A 26,384-nucleotide genomic window follows, 5' to 3' on the forward strand; every position below is an offset into this window, starting at 1 on the left:
GTACTTCACTCCCGGCCGTACAGCCTTGTGTGAAGCTGTGCCCATGACTGATCCGCGTGAAGAAGTCAGGGCGCGACTGCAGACCGATCGGCCGCACTCCGCCCGGGTCTGGAACTACCTGCTGGGAGGCAAGGACAACTACCCCGTCGACAGCGAGGCCGGCGACGTCATCCTGACGACGTTTCCGGAGTTCGCCGCCGTCGCCCGCCTGCAACGGCGGTTCCTGGCACGCGCCGTACGCTTCCTGGCCGGCGAGGCCGGTGTCCGCCAGTTCCTCGACATCGGCACCGGACTGCCCACCGCGGACAACACGCACGAACTGGCCCAGCGCATCGCGCCCGAGAGCCGCATCGTGTACGTGGACAACGACCCCCTCGTCCTCACGCATGCCCAGGCGCTGCTCACCAGCACGCCGGAGGGCGCCTGCGCCTACGTCGACGCCGATGTCAGGGACCCGGAACGGATCCTGGCCGAAGCCGCCAGAACCCTGGACCTCAGCCGCCCCGTCGCGCTGACCACCCTCGGGATCATGGGGCAGATCTCCGACGCCGAGCGTCCCGCAGAGCTGCTGGACACGCTCATGGCGGCGCTGCCCCGGGGCAGCTATCTTGCCCTGAGCGACGGCACCGACAACAACGAGGCGCTGAACAGGGCGGTCGAGGTCTACAACGGGCAGTCGGCCAACACCTACCACCTGCGCTCCCCGCAGGAGATCGCCGCCTTCTTCACCGGACTGGACCTGGTGGACCCCGGAGTCGTCCCCACGGCTTCCTGGCGCCCGGACACAGGCCGGCCCGAAGAGCCCACGGCCGACGTGTCCGTCTGCGGGGTCGCGGTCAAGAACTGACGCCGACGCACCAAACTTGCCACCGGCCGGTACACACCCCCGGCACGGAGCCCGGGAGGGCACATGAGCGGGAACGACCCGCACATCCACGTGGAGTCGAAGGTACCGGCAGGCGACGCCGCGGTCCGCAACGTACTGGCATCGGCGTTCGGTCTGGCCGCGGACCTGCCCGGCGCCGTCACGACCGGATGCGGGCTGCGCGTGCCGTACGCGATGACCTCCGCGCGCCCGGACCGCGTCACCTGCCTGGCGTGCCGTGAGCACGCGCGGCGCGAGCACCTGCGCTTCGCCGACGAGGTCGAACGCCTCAGCCGCATGCCGGGATCGGCCATCGGCGCCGACCGGGGGAAGCTCGCCGCGGACGGACAGCGCGACCTCGCCCAGCGGTTCTCCGACGCGGAGGACTGAGCCCGGGGCGTGGTCCCGGGACGCGCCTCGGTCCGGGGCAGGGACCATGTCGGCAGCCCCGTACGAGGCCGCCGCCCGCGGGGTGCCTCACTCGGACGGCCTCAGGCGTCGGCGCGTTCCCCTGCCCCTCCGTAGCACCGGGCTAGTGTCGACGGGCACGCCGCAGACTGCGGATCATCCTGTGCCCCCGCCCCGTCGTCGCCGTCGTCCCGAGGGAGCGTGTTCCGCTTGGCCCGGAACCGTCGTCTGATCCTGAGTACCCCGTCCGAGGTCTGGAGCCTGCTGTCCGACGGACACCGCTACGGGGAATGGGTGACCGGAACCCAGCAGGTCCTCGCCGCGGACCCGCACTGGCCCCAGGTGGGCGCCCGGTTGCGTGTCCGGGTCGGTGCCGGCCCGCTGGTCCTCGACGACACCTGCGTCGTCCGCATCTGCGAACCCGAGCGCCGCCTGGAACTGGAGGCGAAGGCCGAACCGTTCGGCGCGGCCCGCATCGCCATGAAGCTGGTGCCCTGGGGCGACGCCACGCTCTTCGTGCTCGACTGGCACGCCTTGAGGGGCCCAGGCATCCGGATGCACGGACTGCCCGTGGACTACCTGGTCGAGGTCCGCAACGGCATGATGCTGACCAAGCTGGCCCGGATCGCGGTCCGGGAGCACGACCGCACGCTTCAGCGGGGCTGACCGGTCCGGACGGCGTAGCGGTGAGGAACCCGGTCAGCTGGTCCACATCACGCGGCGCCGTCCGTTCCGGCGCGGTAGAGCGAGAACGCTCCGGTCCCTCCTTCAGTCCAGTTGTTCGGCCAGCCCGACGATGATGCCGTCCGGGCCGCGGAGGTAGCACAGCAGACAGCTGTCGCCGAACCGGGCGAGCTCGCCGACGAGTTCGGCGCCGTGCGGGCGCAGGCGTGCGATGGTGTCCTTGATGTCGTCGACCGCGAACATGACACGGTGAGTGCCGAGGATGTTGTGCGGCCGGTTGCGCGGCCCGGTGCTGATCACCGCAGGGCTGTGGTACTTCGCCAGCTCGAGCCGGCTGTGACCGTCCGGTGTCCGGACCATCGCGATGTCGCACCGGACCCCATCGAGTCCGGTGCACTGGTCGGCGAACGGGCCCTCGATCTCCGCCCGGCCCTCCAGCTCCATACCGAGTTCCACGAAGAACGCGACGGCGGCATCCATGTCCTCGACGACGATGCCGACGTTGTCCATCCGCTGAATCCCCATGGTGGTCTCCTTCTGCCTCAAGCGGTCGGTGACGGCCACCGATGTCCCTGGGACGGAGCCGACGGCACGATCTCGACATCGCGACGGCGTCACTCGTCCCCGGGCCGCGACAATAGGACACAGGCCAGGACAATCGGGCCTACGAGGGCCCGTGGCCCGGCAGAGGTTTGCGGTGTCGTGCGGGCCGGGGTCACATGTAGATCGTGGACAGGTAGATCTCGTCCACCCCGGTGATCCCCTTGATCCCGTCCGTACCGGCCGAGGGGTCGACGTCGAACTCGACGTCGTTGTCGCCCCAGCCGGCCGTCGCGACGGTCGAGATCTTGACACCGGAGGCCGTCTTCCAGCCGATGTCCCACATCACGAGGACGGCGCCGAACGCGGTGCAGTGGAGATCGCCGTAGGCCCGGGCGGAGCCGTCCTCGTTGACGCACACGGTGATCGTTCCGTAGCCCTTGCTCACCTCCTTGGTCTCGGTGACGCAGCCCGGCGCCGCCGACGCGGTGGCGCCCGGCGCGGTGGCCGCTGTGGCGGCGGGTGCGGCGGCGAGGGACACGCTGCCGAGGAGAACTGCGGAAAGCAGGGCAGAGGCGAGCTTCTTCACGGGATCCCTTTCACCGGACAGGACAGGTCACCGTGAAGCTAGCCGCGGGCGTTATCGTCGGAATATCCGGAGCCGCACGCGTTGTCCCTCGCACTGGCTGAGGAAACCGAAGGGTTCTCCGTCGCCCAGCGGGCTTCGGTGAGGGCTCGCTGCCTGAGGTCGCCGAACAACTGCATCGTGGTGGCGGCCCGGAAGTCCTCCTCGCCGATGGTCCGTCCGTCCCCGCTGCGGGTGGACAGGGCCCCAAGCACATCCTTGGGAAACGGGGTCGGGGCCGGTTCGTCCGACATCACCAGGGTGACCGAACCGAAACGTTTGACCCCGCCCTCGCGGACGACCATGGCGGCGTCCCGGGCGAGGTCCGTCAGGAACACGCTCGCGATTCCGTCCAGGTCGCGGACCATCGCCGGGACGGCCGTCGCCCCCTGACTCCGCAGCAGCCTCCTGACCCCCGCCTCGAACCTGTGGGCGCCGACCACAGCACTCGGCTTGCGCGACCCGCTGCGCCCACGAGAAGACACGATGACGCCCTCGGCGTCGTACACGACACCGGTCAGGCCTCGAAACGTCGGGCTGTGGTCGTACCACTTGCTCCCCACCTCCAGCTCGACGTTGCGGTCGATCGCCGAGAGAAGGTCCCCGGGAACCAGCTTCTTCCGGGCCTCCGCTGCCGCGGCCACCCGCGCACCCTCGATGATCGCTGTCAGCACCGTCCGTGTCACCGACGCGGCGGCCCACGCGGCCGAGCGAGAGACGTGCATCGGGGTCACGTCCCTGACCACCGCTTTGACGAGGGAAGACTTGAACGGCAAGTCACCCATGACCGAGGTGGTCTCGGGACCGCTGCGTTCAGGGCCTGCGGGCTGTGTGATCATCGGTAGAAGCGCTCCCGGCTGGGTCGGTGTCACGGCTGCGTGCGTTGCTCTGCGGCGTCGAACGCGGGCGCGAGCGGGGCCAGCGCCGCGCGGAGCCGGTCGGGCAGTGAACCCGCCGGCACGACCAGTCCTCCGGCGGCGAAACTCCCGGCCGTCTCCGCGGTCCCGGCAGGCCGCAGCCAGCCTTCCAGTGCGATGCGCACCGCCGCGGTCACGCTCGCCGCGAGGACGCGGGCTGTGTGGGCTTCGGCGTTTCCCAGGCGTTCGGCGATCTCCGCTGTGAGCGGGAGTTCGATGCCGGCCGTGGTGTCGAGGAACGCGTCGCGCAGCGCGGTCTGGGTGGTGATCAGCAGCAGCGCCTGGTGCTCACGCTCGCCGGTGTTCGTGTACTGCTCGACCACTGCTTCGGTGACGGCGTCAGCCAGGCGTACTCCTTCGGGCCGGGCCGCGACCGCCGCGGCGATGCGTGCCTCCCGGTCCGCGGTCACGGCGGAGACGATGGCCTGCTCGCGGCTGGCGAAGTAGTTGTTGTAGGTGCGCGGTGAGACCCCGGCCGCCTCGGCGATGTCCTCGACCCGTACCTGGTCCGGTCCGCGCTCCATGGCCAGGCGCAGAGCCGCTTCGCGCAGCGCCTCGCGCGTGGCCTGCTTCTTCCGCTCCCGCAGCCCGGGCGGTGGTGTCGTCACGGGGTCAGCTTTCCACGCGTGACTGCGCGCCCGCAAACTTGCGTGTGCGTAAAGTTGCCCGAACGTAAACTTGCGTGCGCGCACTTTCCCTGTCAGTCTCGACCGGCAGAGACGGACAGAGCCAGGGAGGACAGCGGCACCATGCGAGCAAGAGGAATGACCTACGACACCGGATTCGTCGTGCACGGCCAGACGTCCCGCGAGCACTTCGACCCCGCGGTGGTCCGGCGCGAGCTCGCCATCATCCGCGACGACCTGCACTGCAACGCCGTCCAGATCATCGGCGGCGACCCGGACCGCCTGGAGCTGGCCGCCGGCGCCGCCGCCGAACTCGGCCTGGAGGTCTGGTTCTCGCCCTACCCGCTGGAACTGCATCCCGAGCCGATCCTCACGCTCTTCCGCGACTGCGCCGAGCGAGCGGAACGACTCCGGCAGCAGGGGGCCACCGTCGTGTTCGTCGCGGGGGTCGAGCTGAGCGTGATGAACCGCGGGTTCCTGCCGGGGGACAGCCCCGAGGAGCGGGTCGGGCAGCTGATGCGCCAACCCGAGCGGCGAGCCGAGGCGATGCGCGAGCTCGGCGTGCGCATCAACGCGTTCCTCCGCGAGGCCGCGGCCACGGTCCGCGAGCGCTTCCAGGGCCGGCTCACCTACGCATCCATCCAGTTCGAGCAGATCGACTGGACCCCCTTCGACCTGGTGACGTACGAACTGATCCGCTCCGCGGAGGTCGCCGACCGGTTCCGGGACGCGGTGCGCACACTGGCCCAGGGTCCGAAGCCGCTCGCCATCACCGGGTTCGGCACCGCGGCCTACCGCGGCGCGGGGGACCGTGGCGGACGGGTGCTGGAAGTGGTCGAGCACGACCCGGCGACCAGGGCCCCGGTACGGCTGACCGGCGTGTACGAGCGTGACGAGGCCGGCCAGGCCGCATATCTGAGCGAACTGCTGGAGATCTTCGAAACCGAGGGCGTGGACAGCGCGTTCGTGTTCCTGTTCTCCTTGCCCGGCTACCCGCACCGCCCGGACGGCGACCCCAGGGACGACTTGGACCGGGCCGGGCTGGGCATCGTCAAACTCCTCGAAGGACGCCGGGGACAGACCTACCCCGACATGGAATGGGAACCCAAGGCCGCCTTCACGGCCGTCGCGCAGCGGTATCGGCGGTGACAGGCTCCGCGAACGGTGTTCAGGAGAAGCGACAGCGCACGGCACCAGCCGCAAGAAATCCGTTGTCGCACCACCTCCGAAGTCGCATGCTTCGGGTGTGACCACTGCGGACGACTCTCCCTACGCCACCGTGACCACGTGTGTCACCGTGCGCGACTTGCTGCCTCAGGATGTGCCGGCGTGCACGTGGTCCGGCTCGGCCACCCACCTGCGCCACGTAGAGCGAGAGCTGACGCGCGCTGCGGCGGGCGAGGTGGACTACCTGGCTGTCTGCACCCCTGTGGACCTGCCGGTGGCGATCGGCGGCATCGACTATCAGGTCTCCGAAGAAGCCGGAACCTTGTGGCAGCTCGCCGTGCTGCCGGCACTGCAGTCCTGCGGCTTGGGAACGTTGCTCGTCCGCGCTGCCGAGAAACGAATCCGCTCCCGCGGGCTCCGTAGGGCCGAACTCGCTGTGGAGGAGGACAACCCCCGGGCCCGCGCCCTGTACGAGCGCCTGGGCTACGTCGCGTACGGCCGCGAACCGGACGCTTGGGACGAGGAAGGACCCGACGGATCGATCCGTCGCCACGAGACGATGTGCATCCTCATGCGAAAGAGCCTCTGACCGCCGTCCTCCACGGAGGACCGTTCTCGGTTCCGGAGGGCGGTTGCCGCCGGGCGAGCCTTGACAGGCCGGTGCCGTCCCGCCCCGGGAGGACGTTGTTCGATCTGGTGCAGTACCTGGGCACCGGCCGGCGCTGGTGGGCCGCGATCGTCACCGCGGGCCCGGCCGATGCTCCGCCGGCCGCTCCTGGCTCCTCGAGCTGGACGGCACCGGCGCCCGGCCCGCACCCCTCACGGACAACGCCGCGCCCCCTCCGCCTCGGCCACGGGCACGGCCGAGCAACTGCTCCTCCTCGCCTGGGGCCGCCTCACGCTGAGCGACCTGAAGACCGAGGGCGACCAGCAGGTGTTCGAGCGGCTGGTCGCCTGGGAGCCCGAGGAGTAGCCGGTCGATGCCGCCGGCGGACGGCCAGTACGGCCTCGAGCCGTGCTGCTCCGAGCCGTCAGCCCGAGCCGGCGACCAGTGCCTCGCCGAGCGGGGTGCGCCGGTAGAGCACCGACCGTCCGGACCGGGCGCGGACGAGCAGGCCCGCTCCTCGCAGGATGGCGAGGTGGTCTCCTACCGCGCCGGGTGCCATGGCGAGGCTTCGGGCGAGGTGACTGGTACTGGCCGGGGCGTCCAGCGCCAGCAGCAGCCGGGCTCGGGCCCGGCCGACCAGAGCGGTCAGCGCGTCCGGTGAGGGAACCGTCTCCTGTTCGCCCCACAGGGCGGCGGTGCCGCGTGCGGGGTAGACCAAGGTCCTGGGCCAGGGGTCTTCCGTGTGGGCGGCGACATGCCCGACGACGGCCGAAGGGATCAGCAGTAGCCCGTCGCCGGCGAGGCGGACCGTTCCGCCTCGGAAGAAACCGATCTCGATGCCGCCGGATTGCCAGACGATGCCCGGGTGCAGGCTCTCGATGGTCGTGGCCCAGCCGTGTTCGCCGATCACACCCACCCGGTGCACGACATCGCGCTCACAGACCGCGCGCAGTTGCGGCCAGTCCGTGGCGAGCAGCTCGTGCCACGCCTGATCCATCGCCCCGGCGATCCTGGAGACGGCGTCCGTCGAGTCCAGCACCGCGCGTACGCGGGGATCGCGGGCGAACGGGCCGGTCGCACTGGTGGCGATTTCGCGCCGGGCCGCGTCCAGCGGTGTGGCCCGGATCATGGCCAGGTCGTCTGCCCAGGTCTGGTTCAGGCCGCGTGGCGGCGGGGCGACGAAGTTCGGTCCGGACAGCGGGGTCTGCAGGGCGAGGGCAGCGTTCAGTTCGGTCTCGCGGCGAAGGCGTTCGAAGGCCGGCCTGAGCCGGGTGGACCAGGCTCGCGGCAGCGGCCGGTCTTGGCCGGCGAGCGAGCGCAGCAGTAGGCAGAGGTCCAGCGCGGGCGACAGTGCGAAGCGGCTGCGCAGCAGGTCCTCCACGGAGACTTCGAAGCGCAGCACTCGGTCATGCTATCGCGGGACGTCGCTCCGATTCGTCCAGCGACGAATCATTGGTGAGGGGCGTGGGCGCCTGGCGAGGCTGGGCGCCATGACCCCGACCGCCGAGCCCGCGCAGGGCAACCACCGTGCCACCTACCGGGAGGTGCTGGCCGAGCCGCGATTCCGGCTGCTCTTCTCGACCCGCACCGTCGCGATCACTGCGGGCGCACTGCGGATCACCACGTTCTCGGTGCTGGTCTTCGCGGCCACGGGCTCCGCGCTGTGGAGCGCAGTGGCCTTCGGTATCGGATTTCTCCCGCAGTTGTTCGGCTCGCTGCTGCTGGGCTCACTGGCCGACCGACTGCCGCCCCGCGCGCTCATCGCGGGCGGCTACGCCTTGGAGTGCGCCGCCGCCCTGCTGCTCGCCCTGGTGCGGATGCCGATCGCGGCAAGCCTCGGTGTCATGGCGCTGGTCGCCCTCGCCGCGCCGGTGTCCGGCGGCGCGTCGAGTCGGCTGGTCGCGCAGTGGCTGGAGGGCGACGCCTACGTGCTCGGCCGTTCACTGAACAACATCGCCGCCTCCGGCGCGCAGTTGTTCGGTCTGGCGCTGGGAGGCGCGGTCGTCGCGGTACTCGGCGCGCACCGGGCGCTCGTGCTGAGCGCCGCCCTCTACCTCGGCTGCGCGCTCGCTGTCCGGATCCGGCTGCCCCGGCTGGAGCCGGGAGAGTCCGGCGGCCCAGCGGGCAGGGCTCGGGGCGACGGCGGGGCCGTCCGGGCAAGTGTGCACGGCGCCGGGCTGCTGCTGCGCGGACGCGCGGTGCGACGGCTGATGCTCGCCCAGTGGCTGCCGCCCGCGTTCGTGGCGGGCGCGGAAGGTCTGATCGTCGCCTATGCGGGAGGACGCCACTTCGCGCCCGGCTGGTACGCGGTGCTGATGGGCTGTCTGCCGGTCGGCATGCTGGTCGGTGACCTGCTGGTGGGCCGGCTGCTACGGCCACCCGCCCGGGAGCGGCTGGTAGTCCCGTTGACCGCGCTGACGGGACTGCCGCTGATCGGCTTCGCCACCGAGCCCGGAGTGGGACTCTCGTCCTGTCTGTTGCTGCTCTGCGGCTTCGGATTCGCCTACGGGCTCGGCCTGCAACGGCCGTTCCTGGACGCCCTGCCGCAGGACGGTCAGGGCCAGGCCTTCGGTCTGCTCGGCTCCGGCAGCATGACGCTCCAGGGCGTCGGGCCGGTCTGCTTCGGCTCGGTGGCCGCAGGCATCGGAACCGGCGGCGCCATGGCCCTGGCGGGCGGTGCGGCGGTGCTTACCGCAGGCTGGATGCGCACCTGGCACTCCTGCGCAGCAACTGCCACGGTCCGGGTCGGTGGACCACGTACGGGATCTTGAGAATACGAACAGCCCATGGAAGGTTCGTGCCGCATGATCGATGAATTCGCGAAGAGCAACCTGCACGGGAGACTGCGGCGGGACCGCGAGGCACTGCTGTGGAAACTCGACGGCTTGTCCGAGTACGACGTCCGCAGACCCTTGACGGCGACCGGGACCAACCTCCTCGGCCTGGTCAAACACGTCGCGACCGTCGAGGCCAGGTACTTCGGCGAGGTCTTCGACCGCCCGTCCCCGGAAGCGCTGTGCCGGTGGCAGGACTCCGACGGCAGCGATCAGTGGGCGACCGCGGACGAGACCCGCGAACAGATCATCGGGTTCTACCGGCGCACGTGGGAACACTCGGACGCGACGGTCGACGCGCTTCCCCTCGACGCCCCCGGCCACGTGCCGTGGTGGCCGGAGCCTCATTCCCGCACGAACCTGTTCGCCGTCATGGTCCACGTCCTCGGCGAGTCCGTCCGGCACGCCGGGCACGCCGACATCCTGCGCGAGGGCCTCGACGGCCGGACCGGGCTGCGCGCCGAACACGAGAAGCAGATCGACGAGGAAGCCCGTGCCGCCTACCGCGCGAGGATCGAGCAGGCCGCCAGGTCGGCCGCCGGGCTCAAGGCACGGAGGCCGTCTCACGCGACTTGATGTTCGTGCGGCACGGGGACGGCGGCGGGCCGCGTCACAGCAACGCAGCGATCCCCTCCCGGTTCTCCGGCAGCCCGGCCGCGCGGAACCACAACCAATTGCCGCCGATGCTGCCCGTCGCCTCGTCGGTGTCCACGAACGCCCGCAGCAGGGCCCGTTGGGCGGAGGTGAGCGATTGGGTCGGGTCGTAGCCACCGGGGAAGGCCCTGAACAGGATCGGTCCGCGTTCGTTGTCGACGATGGACCTGTGGTCGGCGGCCACCATGGCGATGGTCACCGGTGCCACCTCCTCGAACGATGCGGCCAGGTCGAGCGCGGCACGCAGCACGGTGAACCGGAACCACCCGTCGACCCCACGCAGCGGCTGGGGGAACCATCCGTCTGTCGTGCGGGGGTCCCGTAGCGCGTCGAGGAGCATGGCGAGAGCGCGGGGCCGGTCGACCCGGACGGGACCGAGCGCGGCACAGACCTGTACGGCCGGGTCGGAGTCGGCGAGCAGGTCGGAGGTGTCCGTCCCCCAAAGACTCAGCGCCCGCGCCACGGCGGCTCGTTCCCGCCGGCCCGTCATGGTGCCCAGCCGGGCCCGCAGCAGCGCGGCGGCGCGCGGTACCCGGTCGGCGAGGGCCGAGGCTGAAAGGAGCGGCACAGCGACGCCGAGCGCGGACTCGCAGATGCGAGGGTCGGAGGAGGAGAGGAACGGCTCGACGGCGTCGTACAGGGCGGGACGGATGTCCCGGCACGCTTGCAGTGCGGCGAGCTCGTCGGGGCCGCGCTCGCCTCGCCTGCCCTCGTGCCAGGGCTGCCACTCCCAGTTGGTTCGGTCCCGCGCCGGATCCTCCCCGTAGGCAGCCGACTCGGCCACCCGGCCCAGCCAGTCGAGCAGGGCGGCCCGCAAGCTGCGCGGCGGCCCGTCGTCCCACGGGAAGTGTCCCTCGTGCTCGGCGCGACACAGCGGATGGTCGAGGATCGCGGCGACGAACAGCGCCGCGGGCGCGGTGACCGTGTACAGAGAGCCCTGATGAAGTACGCCCATGTCCAACGCGGCCAACGCCTCGGACCGCACCTCGGCATCCTCGTCCACGAGAGAGCACAGGGAGACCGGTATGTCCTCGCCGGAGCCGTAGGCATGCCGGTGAGAAGCCCAGTCCGTCTCCCACAGCACTTCTTGAGCCACTGCTGGCAACCCGCTGAGGATCCGCGTCATACGGGCACTCTCGCTGTTCGTCATGCAGGCACCCTGCCATGACCCACCGACGCAACTGAGGCGGGCCGTCGGGGCGTCCATGGAGGTGGCGGGTCCACCACGGCCGAGACCGTGTGAGGAGCGCCGGCCGGACAACTTGGAGCGAAGGAGGCGTGCCTGACGTGTCGTGGGGATGGGTGATCACGGGTGCGGTCGCGGCGGTGGGGGCCGCGCTTGGTGCGGTACGGGTGAGGAGAGCGCTGAGCGACCCTTTCGCGCGGGCGGAGAGGGAACTGGACAAGCGGGACCGGACGCTGCGCGAGGAGCACCCCGATACGGTGGCGCTCCGGCACCAGGCCCACTACCTGAGCGAGACCGGGGACCTGACCGGCGCCCTGGAAATCTCCGAGCAGCTGCTCGCCGAGCGGGTGCGGGCACTGGGCCCGGACCACCCTCAGGTCCTCACCACCCGGCACAACCTGGCCAACCTGCGCGGCAGGGCCGGGGACGCGGCCGGTGCCGCCGAGGCGTTCGAACGGCTGGCGCTCGACATGGAGCGGGTGCACGGAGCCGACTTCGTCTACACCGTCCAGTCCCGGCGCGCCGCCGTCCGCTGGCGGGAGGAAGCGGACGGCGGCAGACAGGTCACCGAGTGACGACAGCGGCGCCGCACCCACGGTGCCGGCGACCCCCGATCACTCACCACGGGCGCGGGAGTCACCGAGCCACAACAACCGCCGCGCGACGCTGCCGTACCGGGATCCCGGGCCCCAGCGCTACGCCGCTCCGAATGCCGGTCATCCAGACTTCGTCCCGCCTCCTTCGAATTGCCGTGTCCTCTAGCTGTAAGGCCCCCACTGGCGGCCCAGGGTGTCGTACATGTACCGCGGCAGGCCCTCGATGGCGGTGGTGCGGAACGGGCGGTCGTCGTCGATGCGCACGGTGCCGGTGCGGCCCTGGGAGGACCAGTCCAGTTCCAGGTACCAGCGGCAGTCGCACGAGCCGGCCGAGGCCGTGACCAGCAGGACCTCGGGGTCCTTCGCCGAGACGCGATAGGGCATGCGCACGGCAGGGATCGGCGTGCCCGCGTCGTTCCCGGCCACCGCGCGGGCGATGGGGCGGTCCTTGTCCAGGTCCACGGCGAAGGACCGGGGAGTGATCGAGCCGCCGCAGCCCTGGTCCATGGCGTAGGCGTTGCCCTCGACCGGAGCCGCACGGCCGGTCACACGCACGCGCAGAGCCTCCAGCACGACGGCGGTGTCGCTGCGCCCCTGCACCGACAGCTGCACGAGCGTCTCTTTGCCGTGCACCGCGTTCTGCGTCGCCGCCCAGGGCGCCGCGTCCTGCGGGGCAGGGGGAGGGGGGACCTGGCTCGGTGGTTTGGCGATGACGTAGTCGTGGCCGCAGCCGAGTTTCCAGGCCTGGGAGTTGACGGACCAGGTGAGCGGCAGCCCGGCGGGCTGTTCGCTGTGGGACGGGGCGGTCGTCGCTCCGTGCGGGCGGGAGGTGCCTGGCCGCTGCTGCTTCGGGGCAGCGGGACCCGGCGACTGCTCGGAGGCGCCCGACGTAGTGGTGCCGCCGCTCGGGCTGGGTGAGGCGTCCGGACGCTCGGACGCCCTGGCCCTGGCCGTGCCGGACGCCGTCGGGTCGGAGAGGTGCGCGGGACCGTCGGCGGACGCCCGTTGCCTGTCCGGTAGCGCGGACAGGGCTCCGAGCGTGGCGAGTACGGCACACACGCAGGCCGTCCCCGCCACGAGCGGTCTACGGCGGTACCAGGTGCGGCGCGGGAGCGGGGGCGAGGGGTCCGTTTCGGCGCGCGGGCCGCCGGTGGCTTCCGGCGGCGCGGCCGGGCCGCCGGCGCCCTCCGGCTCCGTGTCCGATTCGGTGATCGATTCGGTGGCGGTGTGTACCGACGTGTCCGGCCCGTGGGCCGTGTCGTCCACGGCTTCCGACTCGGTGGCGTCGGGCGCGTCCGGCCCCGCTCCCGCAGTACGGGGCCGGTGGCGGGCTGCGACTGCCAGGAGCCAGCGGCGGTGGAGTTCGAGGCGTTGGCCAGGGGTCGCCCCGCACAGGGCGGCGAAACGCTCCACGGGGGCGAAGTCGAGCGGCACCGTGTCACCGGCGCAGTAGCGGTGCAGCGTTGAGGTGTTCATGCCCAGGCGCCGGGCCAGCGAGCCGTAGCTGCGGTCCGTGTGCTCTTTGAGCTCCCTCAGCAGCGCCGCGAAATCGGCGACCCCGTCGGTGCTGTCGCTGTCGTGCTGTGTCGGCACAGGTCTCCCCGTCCTCGTACGACCCCTGTCCAGCCCGGGACGGCATCCCAGGCATCCCATGTACCTGCACGTCAGACGGGCTGGGATGGTTCCACCGTGTGTAACGGGCCGTCGGCTGTTGCGCCGGCCCCCCGCGTCCGCCGATGCTCTTGTTGCCGCACCGACCAGGCCCGGGTCCGACCAGCAGGCCTCCCCGCGGCACCCACGTCCACGCTTCCACCCACGGGGGAACACCCATGTCCCTGCACCTCCCGGTGAGCGCGCTCCGCGCACTCACCGTCGCCGCCCTCGCGGCGGGCGCGGTCCTGACGGCACCGGCCGCCGGTGCCACTCCGAAGGAAGCCGCGCCCGCGTTCCTGTCGGCGTCGCAGCTGCCGCCGCACCCGACGTCGTCCTGGACCGCCGGTCCGGTCACCGACGGTTTCCCGGACGAACTCGGCATGTGCGTGAGCACGGAGGGCGTGCCCGGCTACGACTACCGGCACCGCCGGTTCTGGACCGACCTGGACGCCGGCGCCGTGCAGTTGACCGTCGTCGCGGGCACATCCGCCCAGGCCAGGGCGCTGGCGCGGCACTACGACGATCTGATCCGCACCTGCGCCGACCGCATGGAGGAGGCCTCGCCCGACGTCGAGGCCGAGGGCCGCAACTACGGCACACTGCCGGTCGAGGAGGGGGCCCGCGTCCGGGGCCTGCACACCGAGACGTCCTGGGGCGCCACCGACATCGCTCTGCTGTCGGTCGGGCGGGACGGCAGGACCGTCACCGTCGTGAAGTGGGGACAGATGGGCGACTTCCAGGACGCGCCTGTGGCCGCCTTCAAGAAGACCACCCGTACGGCCGTCGACAAGCTGTACTGACCGGGCGGCCACCCGAAAGAGCCGGGGCCGTCCTCCCGCCACGGGGGTCGGGAGGACGGCCCCGAATCGGTCGCCTGCCGGGGCGTGCGCTGCTCGGACTCCGCGGCAGTTCTACCGATTCAGCAGAGCCAGTGCTTCCCTGGCGTTGTGCTCGGCGATTTCGTGCATGGCCGTGCGGTGCGGGAAGTCGCCGTCGAGCAGGCGGAGGGGGCCGGCCACCAGTGAGAGGCGTATCGCGAGCATGTAGAGGGCGAGTCGTGCGGGGTCGAGTCCGGGGCGGGACAGGGCTCGGTACCGGTCGCCGAAACGCAGTCGCAGGAACACGTGCTCCCACTCGACGTCGAAGTACATCAGGCCCTCGATGTCGATGAGGGCGGGGTGCCCGGTGGCATCGACCAGGACGTGGTCGGGGCCGAGTTCGCCGTGGATCAGTCCGTGCTGTGTACGCGGAGCCACTCGTGCGGCCAGCTCCTGCAAGCGATCGTGCAGGGAGGCTGCGGCCGACCCGATCCTGAGGTCACGTTCGGCGGCCTCGGCGAGGTCCTCGACGGCACGTTCGAGGACGAGTTGTTCGCAGGAGTCACCGCTCGCTCGGTCGCCGCGTTCGAGGACGTCCACCCTGCCGTAGTGCTGACTGCGCTGCTGGTGCATCACGTCGAGCATTGCGGCGAGCTCGCTCAGAGCATGTGAGGCGTGTGCGGGTTCGGTCTCCAGGAGCGCTTCCAGAGTGCCGCCGGCAATGTCCTCGACGACTGCCACATCCGCCGGGCAGCGGCGCCGGCTGTCGTCAGCGAGAAGTACCCCTGGAACCCGGACTCCGAGGCCGTCCAGTCTCCGCTGGGCGGCCAGGAAGGGGATCAGCCCGGAGGCGGGAGCGAATGGGTGGGCTGTGTCGACGGGTCTCGAGGCGGGCCAGAAGTTCTCGGCCTCGGCCCAGCTGTAGACGATGACACGCGCGGCACGTGTCCCGCCCGTGTGAACCCGGTAGACACCCTTCTTGCTCCCGCCGCGCAACCGGTCCACCTTGGCGACGTGGGCGTCCGCCCCCAGTGCCTCCTGGACGATCCCTGACAAGGCTTCACTCTCGGCGAACGGGCGCATCCGCCGACCCTGTCCCCGGCCCAATGCGTTGACCTGGGTCTGCTTCCCGGTCCTTCAGCCGGTCCGGGCAGGTTCTTCTACGGGACGTTGCCGCCTGGGATTCCGACGGAAAGGCCGCCGAGCAGCAATCACCGCGAAATCCGCTCGACTTGGACACCGCCTGGAAGAGATCTTGAGGCATGGAGTTCCTCTGCTACCACCGCGACCGGCCCGCCTCCCTGTCACTGCGCTACGAGCTGGGGGAAGCGCATTGGTCCTACATGGACCAGTACGCGAAGGAGATGATCGCCCGGGGGCCGACTCTCGCCGACGACGGCGAGACACTCACCGGAAGCGTGCACATCCTCGACCTGCCTGATCCCGCCGCTGCCCGCACATTCGCCTTCGACGAACCGAACTACCAGGCCGGCGCCTACCGGGACGTGCTGCTACGACGGTGGCGCAACACGTTGGGGCGCACCATGTGGGAGTTCCCCGGCGGCCGGACCGGCGGCAACCGGTACCTGGTGATCGGCCTCGGCACGGGACAGGCCGCCGACCTCGAAGTGCCGCCGGACCGGAACGAGCTGATCGCCTACGGACCCCTGCTGTCCGACAACGGCGTCACCTGGCTGGGCACCGCGGCGCTGCTCCGAGCGCCTGACCGGGACACGGCACGCGCCATCCTGACCCCGGACCGGTACGCCGACATCGAGGTGCACAACTGGCAGTTCGGCGGACGCCCGTCCTAGCCGGGGTTCCGCTCACCACCCTCGTGTTCCACCCGAGTGGAGAACCCCAGCTCCTGAGCGGCATCGGCATCGGCCTTCCAGCCGCTCCCCACCTTCGCCTGCCGGACCAGGCAACGTCAGGCTTCGCGTACGAGAAGGTTCTGCGCGGATTCACGGAAGTGGGCGACGAGCGGGTTGGCGTCCGCGAGCCGAGTGGCGACCACCACCTGGCAGGGTTCTACTCCCTCGACGGGGATGGTGGCGAGGTCGTTGCGGAGTGTGCAGCGCCGGTCGTCGGCCGGCACGAGGGCGATGGCCCGGCCGTCGGCGACGGCTTCGAGCTTGTCCTCGAAGGTGTCGACGAGCATGGGGCCGAGTGGGGCCGGGCTGCCGTCCGGACGCGGGTCGAGCCGCCAGAACCCGGTCCACAGCGCCGCCATACCGGCGCAGGCCACGAGGGGCTCGTCCGTGAAGTCGTCCGGGGTGACCGACTTCTTGCGGGCGAGGCGGTGAAAGGCGGGCACGAGGAGTGCCCGGGGTTCGTCGTAGAGGACGGTCACGTCCAGACCGTCGCTCGGGATCGGCAGCGGAGTGCGCAGGACGAGCGCGTCGACTCGCCCCTCGGACAGGGCGCGGGCCTCGTCCCAGTCCAGGTGGAGGGTGCGGACGTGGGCGTCGGGGTGCCGGCGGCGCAGGTCCCGCACGGCGGGGGTGACGACGAGGTCCTCGACGTACCCGATGGTGACCGTACGCGGCGGCGCGGCGGAGCGTGCGCTGAGCACCGCCTGGTGAGCCGTGTGCAGGAGGGTCTGCGCCTGCGGGAGGAAGGCCGCGCCCGCAGCGGTGAGGCGACTGCCCTGAGTAGTGCGCTCCAGCAGGCGCACACCGAGAGCGTCCTCCAGCCGCTGGATCTGGCGGCTCAGGGAGGGCTGGGCAACGCGGAGCGCGGCGGCCGCCCGCGCAAAATTCAGATGCTCGGCGACGACCGCGAAGTACCGCACCAGTCTCAGATCCAGGTCAGGGCCAGGCTTGCACGCGGTGGAGGGCGGGTCTTCGGCGGACATACCGGCAGCCTACCCGTTATGCAGATTCTGCATGACGGGGTGCAGAACGGGTCTTGGACACCTGATTCGGGCGGTTGTTGACTCGAAGTTGTCCAGCGAGGTCCAACCGCGCGGATGACAGCCAATAAACCTTGCAACAGATGGAGTGTGTCCGAAATGGGCAGGTACGCAGGCAAGCGTGTGGTGATTACCGGTGGCAGCAGCGGTTTTGGACTGGCCACCGCGCAGCTGCTCGTGGACGAAGGAGCACACGTGCTGATCACCGGGCGGAACCAGACCACTCTGGATGCCGCCCGCGACCGGCTCGGCGAGAGGGGGATCGCGGTCCGCAGCGATGCCGCCTCGCTGGCCGAGATCGAGATGCTGGCCGACCGGGTGAAGGCCGAGTTCGGCACGGTCGACGCCTTGTTCGCCAACGCCGGCATCAACGGCTTCGCGCCGTTCGAGGCGACCAGCGAAGCGCTCTACGATCAACTGCTGGCCATCAACGCGAAGGGCCCCTACTTCACGGTGCAGAAGCTCGCTCCGCTACTGGCGGAAGGCAGCGGCGTGGTGCTCACCACATCCGTGGCGAACGTGCTGGGACTTCCGATGCTCAGCGCCTATGCGGCCGGCAAGGCGGCGGTGCGCTCGATGACCCGAAGCCTGGCCCGGGAGCTGCTCCCGCGCAGGATCCGCGTCAACGCGGTCAGCCCCGGCCCGATCGACTCCGGAATCCTGGAGAAGTCGATGCCTCAGGAGGCGGCCGAACAGACCAAGACCCAGATGGCGGCCGAGAACCCCATGCTGCGCATGGGCACCCCCGTCGAAGTCGCCAGGGCAGTGGTGTTCCTCGCATTCGACGCCACCTACAGCACGGGCGCCGAACTCGCCGTGGATGGCGGCGGCTCCCAGCTCTGACGCTCGGCGCCGGGAAGCGAGGAAACGCCCTCCCCCTTTCCCCGTCCGCCGGGCCCTCGTGCATCGACGGCCCGGCGGACGGAGGCGGGGGGGGGTTCGACCTCCACGCTCCTCATCCGACTTCTTCGGCCCGTGGAGGCAGCCGGAACCCCTTCCGGCGCTGCTCTGGTTCCACGGCGGGGGACAGGTCCTCGGGTAGGCGGCCCAGGACGGTCCCACCCTCCTCGGCGCTGAGCTACCCGATGCTCGACGACCGCAACAGCACTGGTTCCCGGCGCCACTGGGTAAAATGCCCTTTGAACGGATCATGACCTCGGCAGGCCCCAGCTCGGCGTACGGCGGTGCGTAGTTCTTCCGCGCCCCGCTCCTGCGGAATCCCCGGCGCTGCTCCAGGGCCGTGCAGGCAGCGGCGACCGGACAGGATGAGAGCATTCCTTGGCTGGCGTGGTCAACGCGATTCACCCCCTGAGCCTTCAGCGAAGGTCCCGACCAGACCTCGGTCAGTCGATGCCTTCGACGATGCGGAAGTCACGCTCGACGCCGTCGGAGAGGGCGACCAGCGCCTCCTGGTAACCCGCGCTCTCGTACGCCGCGACGGCCTGCTCGAAGCTGTCGAACTCGACCAGGACGGTGCGCTCGGCGATTCCGGCATCATGCGCCACGACCCGACTGCCACGGACGAGGGTCCGACCGCCCCCGGCCTTGACGGCCGGACCGGCCAGCTTGTTGTAAGCAGCCAGCTTCTCAGGGTCTGAAATGGTGCGGTAGGAGCTGACCCAGTAGCCCTTGGGCATGGAACCTCCAGTGTGGGGATGAGTGCATCTGAACTCACGGGTTGGTCTCGGACGAACGTCGGCGGGCGAGAGCGAGGCTTGCCAGCGTCGTGAGCGCCATGGCGCCGATGCCGACCAGCGCCGCGGTGGTGTAGGCGCTGTCGTCGGGGAAGACGTGGCCGGGGCCGGTGCCCGCGGCGAGGATCAGGCCGCCGATGGCGCTGCCCAGGGAGTACCCGACGCTGCGGACGACGTAGTTGAAGCTCATGGCGCTCGACGTCTCGCTCTTGGAGGTGACCGCCAGGATGACGCCGGGCATCGCGGCAGAGAAGCCGCCGACGCCGAAGCCGAGTACACCCATCGCCGCGAACAGTTCGACGAGGTCCGACCGGGCCGCCGCGAACAGCGCGAACCCGCCGCCGACCACGACGGCGCTGCCGGCCAGGAGCAGGGGGTCGGTGATCCGCGTCCGGACCCGCGGCGTGAGCTTGCCGGCGACGAACCCCAGCACCGAGAACGGAATGAGGACCAGCCCGGCGACGAAGGTCGTCAGCCCGAATCCGTAACCGGCCCCATGCGGCGTCTGCGCGTACCGGGTGATGAGCGTGAGGAGGAGGTACATGCCGATCCCGCCGACGAACATGGCGAGGTTCGCCCCGGCGACCGCCGGGTGCCGCACCGCCCGCACATTGACCAGGGGCGTTGTGCTGCGCAGCTCGACGACCGCCCAGACGCAGAGCAGCACCACCGCGACGACGGCGAGGCCCGCCGCCACGGTGAGGTGTCGGCTCCACAGACTCCGTTCGCCGGCGAGGAAGAGCACCAGGATCAGCGCAGCGGCCAGGACGACCGCGCCTGCCACGTCCACATGGGCGGAGCGGCCTTCGGGAGCTCCGGGTATGGAGCGCCACGCGGTCAGGAGGGCGGCGGCAGTGACGGCCAGGCCGAGGCCGTAGGCGGCTCGTACCCCGCCGAACTCGGCGAGCAGTGCGGCCAGCGGGTAGCCGACACCGGCTCCGATGATCGAGACCACCGAGATCAGGGCGATCACGGCGGCGCTGCGTTCCTCGGGGAGGTGGTCCCGGGCCACGCCCATCATCAGCGCCGTCAGCCCGAGCCCGACGCCCTGGGCGACCCTGCCGGCCAGCAGCCACGCGAACGGCAGCGGCAGCACGGTGAGCGCGCTGCCGGCGACGACGACCGCCAGCGTGACGAGGATCGTGGCCCGCCGGTGCGCGCCGGCGCCGAGCCGGCCCAGGACCGGCGTGGCGACGGCGCCGCTGAGCAGCGCGGCGGTCAGCGTCCACTGCGCGCTGCCGAGCGAGACGTGGAACGAGGTCGCCACGCTGGTGATGAGCGGCGTCCCGAGGCTGGCGACCGCCGCCACGACCAGAGCGATGAACATGAGGGCGGGGACCAGCCACCGCGCCTCGGAAGGCGCCACCGGGAGCCCCTGCACCGCGCCCCCGTCGAACGGCTGCCCGGTCATCGCTTCGGCGCTTCGCGGTCCTGGCTTTCGAGCTCTGCCAGATGCTTCAGCGCCGGAAGGGCCGCGACCAGCGCCTCGACCTCGTCGCCGGTGAGCTCACCGATCAACCGCTCGAACGCGTGGACGCCCGCCTGGTGCCGCGTCCGGACATAGGAGGCGCCGGCCTCGGTCAGGCACACCAGCGTGACCCGCCTGTCGGACGCGTCACCCCGCCGCTCAACCAGGCCGGACTCCTCCATCACCCGGACCAGCGCGGTCATCGCGGGCTGGGTGACGCCCTCGACCGCGGCCAGATCGGTGATGCGCCGCGGGCCGGTCCGGTCCAGGGTGGCCAGGGTGGCGGCGGACGTCAGGCTCATGTCCCGGGGCAGACGTCGCGCGGCCCTGGTGGCCAGGCTGTAGAGGGCTGCCCCGATGGCGGCGGACGCGCCAGGAGCGGTGTCTTGACGACTCATATTCGAAGCATAGCATTTTTATATTCATAGGTTATGTAAATAATCGACAGGCGCAGCCGAGGTACTGCTGGAACACCGTGGGCAGGCGCGGCCGGCAGGGGTCGGCCGTCGGCGGGTTCGGGAGGAGCAGCGTCTGCCGGGTGGCTTCGTTGTCGGGCGTCAGTCCAGCAGCGGCCGACCAGGCAAGAGCGCCGGACACGGCCTGATCGACAGGGAAGTGCTCCAGAGGTATCTCGTAGCTCCTCGCCATCTCCCGGTTGAGCAGACCATCCCAGCTGTTGCCGTCCGGCGTCGGCGAAGTCCGTGACCTGCCAGCCCTCCGCCAACGCCTCCGTGTCGTCAATGATCCGCCCGCATTTCCCATGGGCCGCAAAGTAGCGGATGCCTCTGACAAGCCAACTCGTGCCGCTGGGACAGTGGTGTCTCCGGTGCGCCTTGTCGGTCGCGTTCCTGGGGCGCTTGTTCGGGCGTTAGCTGGGCCCGTTCGTGATCGCCTGGCGGCTGGTGATGATCAGGGACCGTCCCTGTCGCTCGGAGACGAGTTCGTAGAGGTCGTCGGCCGGGGCCGCGGACAGCTGTCGCATCGCGAAGTCGTCGAGGATGCGGCTGATCTCGTCCTGGCAGAGGGCCTGCCGGAAGTCGAGATGGCCGAGCTCATACCTTGCTCGCGACCACCATGTAGTTCTCGGCCTCAAGATCGAACGTGCTCAGTTCCGTCTGGAGTCCGACCCGGTGCAGCTCGATTTCGAGTTCCTCGTACCGGTACGGCCAGCAGGACAGCAGTTCCGAGCGGACAAGAACCAACCCGGTCGCATCAACTTGCGCGATCGCGATCTCGATGTGGTGCTCCGCCTCCCAATGCGGCGCAATCTCCCAGCGGTAGACCACGACGGCATCGCGACCGTTCCGGCGGACGAGTCGGTCGCTGATCTCCAGCCGGGAACCTCTGGCCCTCACGAGTTCCCAAGTGCGGGATGTGAGTACCAAGCGCCCGCCGGGGCGCAGAAGCCGTGACATCGACTCCAGAGCAGCACCCCTGCCTGTCGCGCCCGTGGCATGGTGAAGCGAGTTGCCAACGCAGAACACCATGTCGAACGAGTTGTCCTGGAAATGCTCGGGCAACTCTTCCCAGTCCGCCCGTACGGCCCGGACGGATGCCCCGAACTCCTCAGACAACTCTGTAGTCCGACGAACCATCGCCTCGCTGGCGTCAGTCGCGACCACCTGCATGCCACGACCGGCGAGGCCAACCGCCAACTGTCCGGTTCCGCACGAACAGTCGAGGACGTGAGCGTTCGACGGCAGGTGATTGAGGACGTCGTCGAACGAGGCAGCGAACTCGGCCGGAGGCAACTTTGCATCCGAGATGAGCCATTCGTACACCTCGGCAAGCACGTCATAACCTGTCACAACCACTACCCCCGTCACGCGGCAGACTCACGGTAGGACGTCAGTCCATCAGCGGAGCAAGCCGGGCACCAACGGTTTTCGCAAGGATGGCTCTGACGGCTTTTGTGGGTTGTCAGTTGTCCGTCTGAGTGGGCTCTGGTCCGCTTAGTGCGGTCCCGTACGCAGCGTGGCTGTCGATCGTCTCGTGAGGGTCTCTGAGACAGCCCGAAAATCGCCCGCCCGGTGGGCGAACTGGTCGACAGTGCTGCGCCGTGAACGAAGTGCAGCTGCCACCCGAAGAGTTGCTGTTCTCCTCGCTGGAGAACGTGTTGGTGGAGTCGATCGAGGCGAAGCCCAGATCATCGAAGGCATACCCGAGAAGCAGCAGTTTCGACTCAGCGTTATAGGGGCCACACCTCGGGATCCGAGGCAGAGGGGAAAAGCGCTTCGGCATGGTCGACGGACAGCGGGACCAGCCGGACGGCGCGGCCGAGGAGGAAGTCGTTGCTCGCGCCACAGCAAGTGGACCAGAGCCAGCCTTCACGGTCAAAGCCAACTGGGCGGCCTGAGGCGTGCACGTGAGGGCAGCGCCCGGTGGCTATTGAGCCGCCCGCCGAGGCAGGGCCGTGTCCTTGCGGTGCGGACCCTCACACCGCGGCCCATGGCGGCGCAGCCGCGAGCGGTCGCCGGGCCGCCCGCCGGGCCGTGTACCCGCTGATCCCCAGGCCGGCCCCGACCACGGCCAGCACGATCCCGAGCCCGCCGACGGTCAGCAACACCGGCGGTACGACGAACCCGTCCCGCACCCGCCCGAGCACTCCGGAGGCCGCGACGCTGCCCGACTGCTCGTCGAGGGAGAAGCGTGAGTCGTTCGAGTTCCCCCGGTTGTCACCCAGCAGGAACAGCCGCCCGTTCGGCACCGCCACATCGTACGGTGCGGCTGCGGGGGTGAACTCGTCTCGCCGCACGTAGGGTTCGTCGACCGGCTTCCCGTTCACCGTTACCTGGTCCCCGTCGCTCTCCACGTGATCACCGCCCGTCCCGATGACCCGCCGCAGGACAGGGGCGCCCTCGTATCGGCCGGGCACGCGGACGAGTACGACATCGCCTCGGCGTATCTCGTCCGCGCCGATGCGCTCGACGACCAGGTGCTCGCCCTGGCGGTACGTGGGCTCCATCGACTCGCCTCGAACGGTGACCCCTTGGTGACGCGCGAAGAAGTAGCCGGTGCTTCCCAGCACCAGAACCAACCCGAGCGGAACCAACACCCAGCCCGCGACTCTCAGCCGCCCGCCCGCTCCCCGCTGCCGCATGAACGCCCCTCCCCGGAACCGCCCCGGGCGGGCGGACCAGCAGAGGTTATGCGGTCCCGGACGGAAACGCACCTTCCGCCGAGGCCACACGGGGCCGGACCAGCGGGGCCTCCGTCGAAGGCGCTCCACTCCCAGGGACCGTCGGACCGCCATGCCCGGCGGGCGGCGTCGGCGACTCGTCGCCCGGTCGGAGAGCCGCGTACGGTCGCACATGGAGGCCGAAGGTGGACAGGGCATGGAGCGCGACGACAGGCTGACCCGGCGGATGCGCCGGGACGACAACGCGAAGGCCGCCGCGACGATGACGCACACCGGCCCGTCCCGGACGATGCGGCCAGTGACGGCAGTCTCCCATGGGCGTCCCTCCTCGGCGGCCGCACCAGCACCCTGGTCGGCCTCGCCCGACCGGCGCAGTGGCGGCGCGCCTCGCCGAATCGGCTGTGCCGCACCCGGAAGCCGTGTGCACGAAGGGTCGGAGGCGCCCCCGGCGTGCGACACGGTGGTCGGTGCGGTCGCGGCAGGCGCCGAGAGTGAGCGACAGTTGTTCCATGTGCGGCCGGTACGTTTCCACCCGCAGCCCCGAGGACCTCGCCAGGCGGTTCCAGATCGCCGACCAGGACCTCGGCGATCCCCTGGCGCCGAGCTGGAACGTCGCGCCGACCGACGAGGTGTGGGCCGTGCTCGAGCGCACCTCGCGCGACACCTCCGCCGGCGCTCCGGCGGTACGGCACCTGCGTAGGCTGCGCTGGGGCCTGGTGCCGTCCTGGGCCGGCGACACGAAGATCGGCGCCCGGCTGATCAACGCCCGGGTGGAGACGGTGCACGAGAAGCCGGCCTTCCGCACAGCGTTCGCCCGGCGCCGATGCCTCCTGCCTGCCGACGGCTTCTACGAGTGGCAGCGCATCGAGGACCCGGAGACGGGAAGGAACCGGAAGCAGCCCTACTTCATCCACGCCGCGGACGACCAGGTGATGGCCCTGGCGGGGCTGTACGAGTACTGGCGCGACCCGGACGCCGGGCACGACGACGACCCGTCGGCCTGGCTGACGACCTGCACCATCATCACCACCGACGCCACCGACGCCGCCGGACGCGTCCATCCCCGCATGCCGCTGACCGTAGCCGAGGAGCACTACGACGTCTGGCTCGATCCCTCCCGCCAGGACACCGGCGCGCTGCGCGACCTCCTCGAGCAACCCGCCCGCGGCCGGCTCGATGCCCGCCCCGTCTCCGCGGCGGTCAACAACGTCCGCAACAACGGCCCCCAGCTGGTCGAGGCGGTCACCGGCCCGGAAACCGGCGCCACTCCGTCCGATTGAGCCCCCCCCTCGGCCGAAGAACAACCGTCGCCCCGCGAAAGACCGGTTGAACACCATCCGCCCGGCGGCAAGGATGACGCCATGCGAAGCATCATGGTCATGGACGCCCCCTCCAACCTGGGCCTGCGCCCGCCCGCCCCCGGCACCGTCCCCGGCTGCTACAAGCTGGCCGGGACGCTGCGGGACAACGGGATCGTACGCAGGCTCGCCGCCCTCGAAGGAGGCGTCGTCGTGCCGCCCCGCTACGACCGGGGCGACTGGCAGGAGGGCGACGGCGTCTTCAACGCACGGGCCATCGCCGCCTATACGCGCACCCTCGCCGACCGCATCGAGGCGCACGTGTCCGACGGTCACTTCGCCCTGGTCCTCGGCGGGGACTGCTCCATCCAGCTCGGCGCCGCGCTGGCCCTGCGCCGCCTCGGCCGGTACGGCCTGGTGTCGATCGACGCCTCTCCCGACTTCCGTCATCCGGGCACGTCCGACCGGATCGGCGCCGCCGGTGGCGAGGAACTCGCCCTCGCGACCGGGCGCGGGCAGGAGGACCTGACCGACCTCGAAGGACTGCGGCCCTACCTCCGGGACGAGGACGTCCGGCTCTTCGGCACCCGGGACGCGTTCGTGGACGACGAGGACGTCGCCGAACTGCGCGGGCTGAAGGTGCCCGTCACCACCGTCTCCGACCTGCGCCGTACCGACCCCGCCGGCCTGGGCGCCGCGGCCACCGCCGATCTCGAGGCCACGGCCCTCGACGGCTTCTGGGTCCACCTTGACGCCGACGTCCTCGACCCCTCGCTGATGCCCGCGGTCGACAGCCCGGACCCCGACGGCCTGCTTCCCGGCGAACTCACAGCCCTGCTGCGCCCGCTCGTCCGGTCCCCGCGCTGTGTGGGGCTCAACGTCACCATCTACGACCCCGACCTGGACCCCGACGGCAGCGCGGGCGTCCTCCTGACCGACCTGGTGGTGGCCGCCTTCACCACCGACTGAGGCGCGACGTTCCGGCCAGCCTCCAGGGCCGAGTGCTCCGAACACGGCGACAGGAGTCAGCAGTTCACGCACACGACCATGAGGAGCAGCACTCGGTCAGCCCTCGTGCGTCCCGCGGCTCTGCATTTCACGCAGGGCCTCGTCGGCTGCGTTCAGCTCCGGGTACCACTGCCGATGCACCTTGTACGTACGGTCGAGCTCGATCAGGTGGTACAGCCCGGTCGGTTGGCCGAACCAGAAGTCGCGCGGAAGGCGGTGCGCCTCGCCGCGACCCACGACCAGGATCGCGCGGTCGGTGACGACGAACGTCTCCGCCGGCACGGTGAAGATCCACCAACCCGTCAGCGTGATGAATCCCGTCTGGATCTGCTCGCCGGGCTCCAGGTGTGGTGCGGCCCGCTTAGCGATCAATTCGACTCGACGTTCCTGGTAGCCCATGAATGGCCCTCCGGAGTGAGACGTGCCCGAATCTACCAGTCGCTGCTCGGTGGGGCCTTGAATCGGCGAGATTGGCGATGGTCACTCGACGAAAGCTGGACGACGTCGCACACGCCGTCCGGCCTCGTCCTTGCCTTCCAACGGGCAGCGGACTACGCCCACCCTGCAGGGCACCCGTTCTGCCTGGTCCGGCACTTGTTCGGAACTGCTTGATCTTGTTGATCGAGGGCTCGACGGTGGTTCCTTGCCGAGCAAGGCCGTCGGTAGACCTGGCAGATCCTGGT

The 26,384-nt window shown here is 70.4% G+C and carries 29 protein-coding genes and 1 pseudogene; 14 read left to right on the forward strand and 16 right to left on the reverse strand.

Translation table 11 applies throughout. The annotated features are described in order from the left end of the window. The first annotated feature begins 43 nt into the window (after positions 1-43). From ACZ7MF_RS14445 to ACZ7MF_RS14455, 3 genes are all read left to right on the forward strand, one after another. Positions 44-847 (forward strand): SAM-dependent methyltransferase, encoded by an 804-nt coding sequence (locus ACZ7MF_RS14445; RefSeq protein WP_471477094.1) that lies wholly within the window; start codon positions 44-46, stop codon positions 845-847. 63 nt (positions 848-910) lie between these two features. Beyond that, a complete protein-coding gene (locus ACZ7MF_RS14450; RefSeq protein ID WP_356857736.1) occupies positions 911-1,255 on the forward strand; it encodes a hypothetical protein in 345 nt (114 codons plus the stop codon). Between the two features lie 228 nt (positions 1,256-1,483). Further along, a complete protein-coding gene (locus ACZ7MF_RS14455; protein ID WP_388520380.1) occupies positions 1,484-1,939 on the forward strand; it encodes an SRPBCC family protein in 456 nt (151 codons plus the stop codon). A gap of 102 nt (positions 1,940-2,041) precedes the next feature. Here the strand turns inward: ACZ7MF_RS14455 and ACZ7MF_RS14460 are convergent, their stop codons facing one another. The 4 genes from ACZ7MF_RS14460 to ACZ7MF_RS14475 form a co-directional block, all read right to left on the reverse strand. Beyond that, positions 2,042-2,482, reverse strand: coding sequence for a VOC family protein (locus ACZ7MF_RS14460; protein ID WP_471477095.1), 441 nt, complete (start codon positions 2,480-2,482; stop codon positions 2,042-2,044). 190 nt (positions 2,483-2,672) lie between these two features. Beyond that, positions 2,673-3,086 carry a hypothetical protein gene (locus ACZ7MF_RS14465; protein ID WP_471477096.1) on the reverse strand — a complete coding sequence of 138 codons (414 nt, stop codon included), beginning with the start codon at positions 3,084-3,086 and terminating at the stop codon, positions 2,673-2,675. 38 nt (positions 3,087-3,124) lie between these two features. Beyond that, positions 3,125-3,961, reverse strand: coding sequence for a hypothetical protein (locus ACZ7MF_RS14470; protein WP_471477097.1), 837 nt, complete (start codon positions 3,959-3,961; stop codon positions 3,125-3,127). A gap of 29 nt (positions 3,962-3,990) precedes the next feature. Beyond that, complete coding sequence (locus ACZ7MF_RS14475) at positions 3,991-4,647, reverse strand: TetR/AcrR family transcriptional regulator (RefSeq protein ID WP_471477098.1); 657 nt, start codon at positions 4,645-4,647, stop codon at positions 3,991-3,993. 156 nt (positions 4,648-4,803) lie between these two features. On the opposite strand from ACZ7MF_RS14475, the gene ACZ7MF_RS14480 reads away from it, so the two are divergent. The 3 genes from ACZ7MF_RS14480 to ACZ7MF_RS14490 all read left to right on the forward strand — a co-directional run bounded on the left by ACZ7MF_RS14480 (position 4,804) and on the right by ACZ7MF_RS14490 (position 6,805). Continuing rightward, complete coding sequence (locus ACZ7MF_RS14480) at positions 4,804-5,814, forward strand: hypothetical protein (protein WP_471477240.1); 1,011 nt, start codon at positions 4,804-4,806, stop codon at positions 5,812-5,814. Between the two features lie 97 nt (positions 5,815-5,911). After that, positions 5,912-6,421: a GNAT family N-acetyltransferase gene (locus ACZ7MF_RS14485; RefSeq protein ID WP_471477099.1), complete on the forward strand. Its 510-nt coding sequence runs from the start codon at positions 5,912-5,914 to the stop codon at positions 6,419-6,421. 168 nt (positions 6,422-6,589) lie between these two features. Further along, complete coding sequence (locus ACZ7MF_RS14490; protein ID WP_471477100.1) at positions 6,590-6,805, forward strand: hypothetical protein; 216 nt, start codon at positions 6,590-6,592, stop codon at positions 6,803-6,805. 58 nt (positions 6,806-6,863) lie between these two features. On the opposite strand, the gene ACZ7MF_RS14495 is transcribed toward ACZ7MF_RS14490, so the two are convergent. Next, entirely contained in the window at positions 6,864-7,841 is a 978-nt protein-coding gene (locus ACZ7MF_RS14495; RefSeq protein ID WP_471477101.1) for a winged helix-turn-helix domain-containing protein, read from the reverse strand. 88 nt (positions 7,842-7,929) lie between these two features. Between ACZ7MF_RS14495 and ACZ7MF_RS14500 the strand changes: the two genes are divergently transcribed. Both ACZ7MF_RS14500 and ACZ7MF_RS14505 read left to right on the forward strand, forming a co-directional pair. Beyond that, positions 7,930-9,210 carry an MFS transporter gene (locus ACZ7MF_RS14500; protein WP_471477102.1) on the forward strand — a complete coding sequence of 427 codons (1,281 nt, stop codon included), beginning with the start codon at positions 7,930-7,932 and terminating at the stop codon, positions 9,208-9,210. Between the two features lie 33 nt (positions 9,211-9,243). Further along, on the forward strand, positions 9,244-9,849 hold the full coding sequence (locus tag ACZ7MF_RS14505) for a DinB family protein (protein ID WP_471477103.1): 606 nt from the start codon (positions 9,244-9,246) through the stop codon (positions 9,847-9,849). A 34-nt stretch (positions 9,850-9,883) separates the two neighbouring features. Here ACZ7MF_RS14505 and ACZ7MF_RS14510 read toward each other — a convergent pair whose 3' ends face one another. Further along, positions 9,884-11,077 carry a hypothetical protein gene (locus ACZ7MF_RS14510; RefSeq protein WP_471477104.1) on the reverse strand — a complete coding sequence of 398 codons (1,194 nt, stop codon included), beginning with the start codon at positions 11,075-11,077 and terminating at the stop codon, positions 9,884-9,886. 128 nt (positions 11,078-11,205) lie between these two features. On the opposite strand from ACZ7MF_RS14510, the gene ACZ7MF_RS14515 reads away from it, so the two are divergent. Continuing rightward, positions 11,206-11,688, forward strand: a complete 483-nt coding sequence (locus ACZ7MF_RS14515) for a tetratricopeptide repeat protein (protein ID WP_471477105.1) — start codon at positions 11,206-11,208, stop codon at positions 11,686-11,688. A gap of 183 nt (positions 11,689-11,871) precedes the next feature. Here ACZ7MF_RS14515 and ACZ7MF_RS14520 read toward each other — a convergent pair whose 3' ends face one another. Then, entirely contained in the window at positions 11,872-13,362 is a 1,491-nt protein-coding gene (locus ACZ7MF_RS14520) for a helix-turn-helix domain-containing protein (RefSeq protein ID WP_471477106.1), read from the reverse strand. 176 nt (positions 13,363-13,538) lie between these two features. Between ACZ7MF_RS14520 and ACZ7MF_RS14525 the strand changes: the two genes are divergently transcribed. Further along, on the forward strand, positions 13,539-14,162 hold the full coding sequence (locus ACZ7MF_RS14525; protein ID WP_471477107.1) for a hypothetical protein: 624 nt from the start codon (positions 13,539-13,541) through the stop codon (positions 14,160-14,162). A 111-nt stretch (positions 14,163-14,273) separates the two neighbouring features. On the opposite strand, the gene ACZ7MF_RS14530 is transcribed toward ACZ7MF_RS14525, so the two are convergent. Next, positions 14,274-15,263: a phosphotransferase family protein gene (locus ACZ7MF_RS14530; RefSeq protein WP_471477108.1), complete on the reverse strand. Its 990-nt coding sequence runs from the start codon at positions 15,261-15,263 to the stop codon at positions 14,274-14,276. A gap of 179 nt (positions 15,264-15,442) precedes the next feature. Here ACZ7MF_RS14530 and ACZ7MF_RS14535 point away from each other — a divergent pair, with 179 nt between their 5' ends. After that, positions 15,443-15,994 (forward strand): YciI family protein, encoded by a 552-nt coding sequence (locus ACZ7MF_RS14535; RefSeq protein ID WP_471477109.1) that lies wholly within the window; start codon positions 15,443-15,445, stop codon positions 15,992-15,994. A 116-nt stretch (positions 15,995-16,110) separates the two neighbouring features. Here the strand turns inward: ACZ7MF_RS14535 and ACZ7MF_RS14540 are convergent, their stop codons facing one another. Next, positions 16,111-17,037: a LysR family transcriptional regulator gene (locus tag ACZ7MF_RS14540; protein WP_471477110.1), complete on the reverse strand. Its 927-nt coding sequence runs from the start codon at positions 17,035-17,037 to the stop codon at positions 16,111-16,113. A 156-nt stretch (positions 17,038-17,193) separates the two neighbouring features. Between ACZ7MF_RS14540 and ACZ7MF_RS14545 the strand changes: the two genes are divergently transcribed. After that, the gene (locus ACZ7MF_RS14545) at positions 17,194-17,937 is read left to right on the forward strand and encodes an SDR family oxidoreductase (protein WP_471477111.1); all 744 of its coding nucleotides are present in this window, start codon (positions 17,194-17,196) and stop codon (positions 17,935-17,937) included. Between the two features lie 500 nt (positions 17,938-18,437). Here ACZ7MF_RS14545 and ACZ7MF_RS14550 read toward each other — a convergent pair whose 3' ends face one another. From ACZ7MF_RS14550 to lepB, 6 genes and pseudogenes are all read right to left on the reverse strand, one after another. Then, complete coding sequence (locus ACZ7MF_RS14550; RefSeq protein ID WP_471477112.1) at positions 18,438-18,731, reverse strand: DUF1330 domain-containing protein; 294 nt, start codon at positions 18,729-18,731, stop codon at positions 18,438-18,440. A gap of 34 nt (positions 18,732-18,765) precedes the next feature. Then, on the reverse strand, positions 18,766-20,199 hold the full coding sequence (locus ACZ7MF_RS14555; RefSeq protein ID WP_471477113.1) for an MFS transporter: 1,434 nt from the start codon (positions 20,197-20,199) through the stop codon (positions 18,766-18,768). Then, positions 20,196-20,558 carry a MarR family winged helix-turn-helix transcriptional regulator gene (locus tag ACZ7MF_RS14560; protein ID WP_471477241.1) on the reverse strand — a complete coding sequence of 121 codons (363 nt, stop codon included), beginning with the start codon at positions 20,556-20,558 and terminating at the stop codon, positions 20,196-20,198. The genes ACZ7MF_RS14555 and ACZ7MF_RS14560 overlap by 4 nt, the downstream gene beginning before the upstream one ends. Positions 20,559-21,124: 566 nt before the next feature. Continuing rightward, positions 21,125-21,256 (reverse strand): annotated as a pseudogene (locus ACZ7MF_RS14565) (ATP-binding protein); the annotation flags it as partial. Between the two features lie 52 nt (positions 21,257-21,308). Next, positions 21,309-22,064: a class I SAM-dependent methyltransferase gene (locus ACZ7MF_RS14570; protein WP_471477242.1), complete on the reverse strand. Its 756-nt coding sequence runs from the start codon at positions 22,062-22,064 to the stop codon at positions 21,309-21,311. Positions 22,065-22,690: 626 nt separating this feature from the next. Then, positions 22,691-23,356, reverse strand: a complete 666-nt coding sequence (lepB, locus tag ACZ7MF_RS14575; protein ID WP_471477114.1) for a signal peptidase I — start codon at positions 23,354-23,356, stop codon at positions 22,691-22,693. Between the two features lie 548 nt (positions 23,357-23,904). Between lepB and ACZ7MF_RS14580 the strand changes: the two genes are divergently transcribed. Both ACZ7MF_RS14580 and ACZ7MF_RS14585 read left to right on the forward strand, forming a co-directional pair. Continuing rightward, positions 23,905-24,675, forward strand: coding sequence for an SOS response-associated peptidase (locus tag ACZ7MF_RS14580; protein WP_471477115.1), 771 nt, complete (start codon positions 23,905-23,907; stop codon positions 24,673-24,675). 81 nt (positions 24,676-24,756) lie between these two features. After that, the gene (locus tag ACZ7MF_RS14585; RefSeq protein WP_471477116.1) at positions 24,757-25,662 is read left to right on the forward strand and encodes an arginase family protein; all 906 of its coding nucleotides are present in this window, start codon (positions 24,757-24,759) and stop codon (positions 25,660-25,662) included. Between the two features lie 96 nt (positions 25,663-25,758). Here ACZ7MF_RS14585 and ACZ7MF_RS14590 read toward each other — a convergent pair whose 3' ends face one another. Continuing rightward, positions 25,759-26,100: a hypothetical protein gene (locus ACZ7MF_RS14590; RefSeq protein WP_471477117.1), complete on the reverse strand. Its 342-nt coding sequence runs from the start codon at positions 26,098-26,100 to the stop codon at positions 25,759-25,761. Between the last annotated feature and the right edge of the window lie 284 nt (positions 26,101-26,384).

Source organism: Streptomyces sp. NPDC111628, assembly GCF_055635195.1.

What these genes read in the sequence shown, in the direction of transcription:
- ACZ7MF_RS14445 (WP_471477094.1), top strand. Translation starts at nt 44, where the DNA reads ATGACTGATCCGCGTGAAGAAGTCAGGGCGCGACTGCAGACCGATCGG.
- ACZ7MF_RS14450 (WP_356857736.1), top strand. Translation starts at nt 911, where the DNA reads ATGAGCGGGAACGACCCGCACATCCACGTGGAGTCGAAGGTACCGGCA.
- ACZ7MF_RS14460 (WP_471477095.1), bottom strand. Translation starts at nt 2,482, where the DNA reads ATGGGGATTCAGCGGATGGACAACGTCGGCATCGTCGTCGAGGACATG.
- ACZ7MF_RS14470 (WP_471477097.1), bottom strand. Translation starts at nt 3,961, where the DNA reads ATGATCACACAGCCCGCAGGCCCTGAACGCAGCGGTCCCGAGACCACC.
- ACZ7MF_RS14480 (WP_471477240.1), top strand. Translation starts at nt 4,804, where the DNA reads ATGACCTACGACACCGGATTCGTCGTGCACGGCCAGACGTCCCGCGAG.
- ACZ7MF_RS14490 (WP_471477100.1), top strand. Translation starts at nt 6,590, where the DNA reads ATGCTCCGCCGGCCGCTCCTGGCTCCTCGAGCTGGACGGCACCGGCGC.
- ACZ7MF_RS14500 (WP_471477102.1), top strand. Translation starts at nt 7,930, where the DNA reads ATGACCCCGACCGCCGAGCCCGCGCAGGGCAACCACCGTGCCACCTAC.
- ACZ7MF_RS14505 (WP_471477103.1), top strand. Translation starts at nt 9,244, where the DNA reads ATGATCGATGAATTCGCGAAGAGCAACCTGCACGGGAGACTGCGGCGG.
- ACZ7MF_RS14510 (WP_471477104.1), bottom strand. Translation starts at nt 11,077, where the DNA reads ATGACGAACAGCGAGAGTGCCCGTATGACGCGGATCCTCAGCGGGTTG.
- ACZ7MF_RS14520 (WP_471477106.1), bottom strand. Translation starts at nt 13,362, where the DNA reads ATGGGATGCCTGGGATGCCGTCCCGGGCTGGACAGGGGTCGTACGAGG.
- ACZ7MF_RS14525 (WP_471477107.1), top strand. Translation starts at nt 13,539, where the DNA reads ATGTCCCTGCACCTCCCGGTGAGCGCGCTCCGCGCACTCACCGTCGCC.
- ACZ7MF_RS14530 (WP_471477108.1), bottom strand. Translation starts at nt 15,263, where the DNA reads ATGCGCCCGTTCGCCGAGAGTGAAGCCTTGTCAGGGATCGTCCAGGAG.
- ACZ7MF_RS14535 (WP_471477109.1), top strand. Translation starts at nt 15,443, where the DNA reads ATGGAGTTCCTCTGCTACCACCGCGACCGGCCCGCCTCCCTGTCACTG.
- ACZ7MF_RS14540 (WP_471477110.1), bottom strand. Translation starts at nt 17,037, where the DNA reads ATGTCCGCCGAAGACCCGCCCTCCACCGCGTGCAAGCCTGGCCCTGAC.
- ACZ7MF_RS14545 (WP_471477111.1), top strand. Translation starts at nt 17,194, where the DNA reads ATGGGCAGGTACGCAGGCAAGCGTGTGGTGATTACCGGTGGCAGCAGC.
- ACZ7MF_RS14550 (WP_471477112.1), bottom strand. Translation starts at nt 18,731, where the DNA reads ATGCCCAAGGGCTACTGGGTCAGCTCCTACCGCACCATTTCAGACCCT.
- ACZ7MF_RS14555 (WP_471477113.1), bottom strand. Translation starts at nt 20,199, where the DNA reads ATGACCGGGCAGCCGTTCGACGGGGGCGCGGTGCAGGGGCTCCCGGTG.
- ACZ7MF_RS14560 (WP_471477241.1), bottom strand. Translation starts at nt 20,558, where the DNA reads ATGAGCCTGACGTCCGCCGCCACCCTGGCCACCCTGGACCGGACCGGC.
- lepB (WP_471477114.1), bottom strand. Translation starts at nt 23,356, where the DNA reads ATGCGGCAGCGGGGAGCGGGCGGGCGGCTGAGAGTCGCGGGCTGGGTG.
- ACZ7MF_RS14580 (WP_471477115.1), top strand. Translation starts at nt 23,905, where the DNA reads ATGTGCGGCCGGTACGTTTCCACCCGCAGCCCCGAGGACCTCGCCAGG.
- ACZ7MF_RS14585 (WP_471477116.1), top strand. Translation starts at nt 24,757, where the DNA reads ATGCGAAGCATCATGGTCATGGACGCCCCCTCCAACCTGGGCCTGCGC.
- ACZ7MF_RS14590 (WP_471477117.1), bottom strand. Translation starts at nt 26,100, where the DNA reads ATGGGCTACCAGGAACGTCGAGTCGAATTGATCGCTAAGCGGGCCGCA.